The following is a 4,123-nucleotide window of genomic DNA, read 5'->3' on the forward strand; positions in this document are numbered from 1 at the left end:
CTAAAACTGTGCGCAAATGCGCCGCCAACGGCGCAGTAAATAAGCATTTTTTTAGGCACATTAAAGACCATTGCAAAACCAACCGCGGGGATCCAGGCAAACCATGCATCTATCATCAATAAGGTTATTAAATCCATTTTAAGCATTCCTTAATGCGGGTCTGCAAAAAATGCCCAAGCCAACGTCCCCGGAGGAAAAGCAAAGCTTGTTAGCCAATAAGAGTCTGATTTTCATTATCCTATCCACGCAACAACCCCCGTTAACGTCATGGAAGCGACTATTCCAACTGACACACTCAAGGTTAACAAGCTTGCAAATACCCAGCGAGCGATCCCCATACTGATATGTCCTTTGAGCATATCGGAAACGGCATTGATCAGCGGAAAACCGGGAACCAGTAATAAGACCGAAGCCGCCAGTGCGATTTCAGGTTTTTCACCAAATTCATAAACAACGCCAAGACTTGCAATAGTGGTCGCAACAAAAGCCGCGATGGCAAAATTGACCAGCGGGCTGTGATGGCGATGAGCAAGCTCTTGACGTATTATCATCGCCCCTGCGGAAGCAAAAAAAGTGGTGATATAAACTTGCCAATCTCCACCGAAAAAATGGCTGAAACTGCCACATGCCAGACCAATCATGAAGACCACGGCCCAACGATTATATTTCATCGGTTTTAAACGATTTAATCGTTCTTTTACCTGCTCTGCATCCAACAGTTTCTTTTCAGCCATAATACAGATGCGTTGTACATCACATACCATCTGCATGTTAAGACCGCGATCGTAACAACGACGCGTGGTTGTAATGCAGTCACCATCAAATAAACTGGTAATCACTATTGCATCGGGGCTAACGGACAACTCAATACTTCGTGCACCGAGTGCCACACCTATACGTTGTGTTGTTTGCTCCACTAAACGGCTTTCTGCCCCGTGCTGATGCAATAGTTGCCCGGCTTTAGCGGCAACCCGTATTAACTCTGTCTGTGCCTGTCTGCTGAGAGACATTTATCTATCCTATTATATTACCCAAATTACTTGAAGATGCAGGCATCAGTAAGACGATAAATGATGATATTACAGGCAGAAGCTGATCATCTAGTTATTCTAAATCAAAGCCTTCTAACAACATCGATCATCGTCTATCGCCTTGCCCTTCGGGAGATTCGCCCGAAAGCTAGCACTGCGTTGTAACACTTGAAAAGGGAATAACCATTCTCATCATGTTACGCCTTGTTCTAGCATCCGGGCGAAACTCTGAATCTGCATATTCAAGTAGTTTGGGTATCTCAATCAAACTTACAGTTGTGATTCTGCCAACTTAAGATCTAATGTTGCTTTTAACAATTTGAATAATAATATGGCTGCATCAATCTCTTCTTTACGATTGGTTAAGCTTTCTATATTTAAACCTAACGGAATATCCAAAGGGAGACATGCCTGCAGAATCTGTTCAAAATTATTTCGGCTAATTAAGAGCGATTCTTTTAATGGATTATCAGATTCAAGAATTCGCAGGCTGGTCGCCTCGGGTACGGAAATCCCCAACCACTCAATAAATGCCAGAGTTTTTGCACTGCCACAGGGGGAAAATGTTAACACCACACGTCTTGGTTTTTTCCCTTGTTTTTTACACTCCAGCGCATAACGGGTGAGCATATCAATGGTTGCCTGGGCATTATAAACAGCTTGTGAAATGAAAAATTCACAACCCTGCTCATTTTTAGCCAACATACGCAGATGCTCATCACCTTTATTGCTATGACGCTCAGCAATAGTCACGCCACCCAAATGAAAATCTAAATCATGATCTTTTACGGCCTGATAGGCATCGGCTAAAGATAATTTAATATCACTATTGGCCGAGGGGCTGCCGACTAAAACAATATCACGCACTGAAAACTGGTGCCATGCATCGGACAACCAGCGCGAAAAATCAACCCCATCGCGTTGAGAAACACTTTTATAAGTGATCACCGGCTTAGCCGACTTATCATGTAAAATTTTTGAATATAAACGCGAATCATGGGTATATTTAAAGGGGAATGGACGTGGTTTATCAATACGCGAAGTTTCATCTTGAATGTCATAAACAATTAAACCGTCATAATCAATCGAATCAAGTCGGTCTAATAATTTATCTGCAATACCAGCCACCAATTCTATCGCTGTATCCTGCTTGGGGGGTGTTGTACCAATAAAATAAACCCCTTGTTTGGGATCGCTGGATTTATTTCTTAAAGACGTCAAACTCATAAGTTTTTCCTAAACATTCGAGATAGCATAATTATGTTAAATTGTCGCATATTGACCATGGTCAAACAACTAAGAAATACAATGATAAGCGTAATGATCAAGGAGCCGCGCGCAGCTTTTCAAATGAGTAAGATATTCAAAAAGGCATGATCTTGTTCACTTTATTTGTTGCTTAGCAATAACGATAGTTGTTCTAATGGCTCAAAATTGTATGGCACGATTTTGAATAGCCTGAGCTTAGCGCACAGTAGTAAATCACAAGATATTCAAAATCAAATAAACAGCAAAGACTAAAATAGAGTTTTATGTCAAGCTGGCATCTATTTTAACCTGCATAAATTATCAGATAGGCATTCACGGTTTAAGCACTTTTTCTCAGGTTGATATTTTATAACCTTTGGCGGACAAGCTATTACGCGATATTCAACATCTATAACAAGTCTGATAAGAGATTTATGCACTATTTTTGAAAGTGCGACTTTAGCCGGTTTTAAAAGTGCACTTAAAAATAAACCACTGACGTGCGTGTAAAGTTGCTCAGGACGTTATTCAGGCATGTTTTTATCGGACTCGATTAGATAAAAATTTTTAGCATAGTTTTCTCTCCTGTTTTCACGTTATACTTGGCACTATTTCCCGCTACTTAAACATAATAATTATGCGTATTCCTCGTTTTTATGATCCACAAACATTAACCCTTGCCTCTGAAGTCAAGCTTTCAAAAGATGCGATACAACATATCCATGTTTTACGCTTAAAAGCTAGCGCACAAATAATTCTGTTTAATGGCCTTGGAGGGGAGGTTCTGGCAACCTTGACTGACGTGCAGAAACGAAGTTGCACCGCATTGATAAATTCATTTAATCAACCGAATAATGAAAGTCCGTTAGATCTGCACTTAGGGCAAGTCATTTCACGTGGCGATCGCATGGAGTTTGTTATTCAAAAGGCCGTAGAATTAGGCGTTAATGAAATAACACCATTATTAAGCGAACGTTGTGGTGTTAAACTCGATGATCAGCGCATGGCTAAAAAACAGCAGCAGTGGCAAAAAATAGCCGTGGCTGCCTGCGAGCAATCAGGTCGTAATATCATTCCGGTTATTCATGAAACCCAAACATTAACGACCTGGTGCGCCAGTACAGAGCAGGCCACCAAACTAACACTGCACCCACGTGCTAAATATTCGATTAATACCTTACCGCCAGAAATCAAACGTATTCGTTTACTGATCGGCCCGGAGGGTGGTTTAAGCGATCAAGAAATAACCTTGACTGAAACATTAAACTTCACAGAAACATTATTAGGCCCGCGTATTTTACGCACAGAAACCGCTGCACTCAGTGCAATTACCGCATTGCAGTGTCGTTTTGGCGACCTTGCATAAGATGCTCAGCAAAACTGATAAATAGGACATAAAATGACCATTAAAATCGGGATCGTAATGGATCCAATCAAAGATATTAAAATTCATAAAGACGCTAGTTTTGCGATGTTATTGGAAGCACAATCCCGTGGTTGGGAACTGTATTATTTAGAGATGCAGGACCTGTCTTTAGAAAATGGCCGCTGTTTTGCAAGCAGTAAAAAACTAACAGTGCAGCGCGATGCTAATAATTTTTATCAACTTGAAGATGCGGTAGATCATCCTCTTTCTGATCTTGATGCGGTATTAATGCGCAAAGATCCTCCCTTTGACACCGAATATATTTATGCAACTTACCTGCTGGAACGCGCGGAACAAGAAGGCTGCTTAATTGTTAATAAGCCGCAAAGTTTGCGTGATGCCAATGAAAAACTATTTACCGCATGGTTTAGTGAGTTCACTCCAGCAACATTAGTGACACGCAATAGTCTAAAAATTC

4 protein-coding genes and 1 pseudogene are annotated in these 4,123 nt (G+C 40.9%); 2 read left to right on the forward strand and 3 right to left on the reverse strand.

The window, feature by feature from the left end; genetic code table 11:
* From ACJAT7_RS18195 to ACJAT7_RS18205, 3 genes are all read right to left on the reverse strand, one after another.
* Nucleotides 1–137 (reverse strand): threonine/serine exporter family protein (locus ACJAT7_RS18195; RefSeq protein WP_415228217.1); only part of this gene is annotated, 137 nt, incomplete at its 3' end.
* 96 nt (nt 138–233) lie between these two features.
* The gene (locus ACJAT7_RS18200; RefSeq protein ID WP_415228214.1) at nt 234–1,010 is read right to left on the reverse strand and encodes a threonine/serine ThrE exporter family protein; all 777 of its coding nucleotides are present in this window, start codon (nt 1,008–1,010) and stop codon (nt 234–236) included.
* Nucleotides 1,011–1,301: 291 nt separating this feature from the next.
* A complete protein-coding gene (locus ACJAT7_RS18205; protein ID WP_415228215.1) occupies nt 1,302–2,258 on the reverse strand; it encodes a methylenetetrahydrofolate reductase in 957 nt (318 codons plus the stop codon).
* 658 nt (nt 2,259–2,916) lie between these two features.
* On the opposite strand from ACJAT7_RS18205, the gene rsmE reads away from it, so the two are divergent.
* Nucleotides 2,917–3,645 (forward strand): 16S rRNA (uracil(1498)-N(3))-methyltransferase, encoded by a 729-nt coding sequence (gene rsmE / locus ACJAT7_RS18210; protein ID WP_415228216.1) that lies wholly within the window; start codon nt 2,917–2,919, stop codon nt 3,643–3,645.
* 33 nt (nt 3,646–3,678) lie between these two features.
* Nucleotides 3,679–4,123 (forward strand): annotated as a pseudogene (locus tag ACJAT7_RS18215) (glutathione synthase); the annotation flags it as partial.

This window comes from Psychromonas sp. (assembly GCF_047632995.1).
Classification (GTDB): Bacteria; Pseudomonadota; Gammaproteobacteria; order Enterobacterales; family Psychromonadaceae; genus Psychromonas.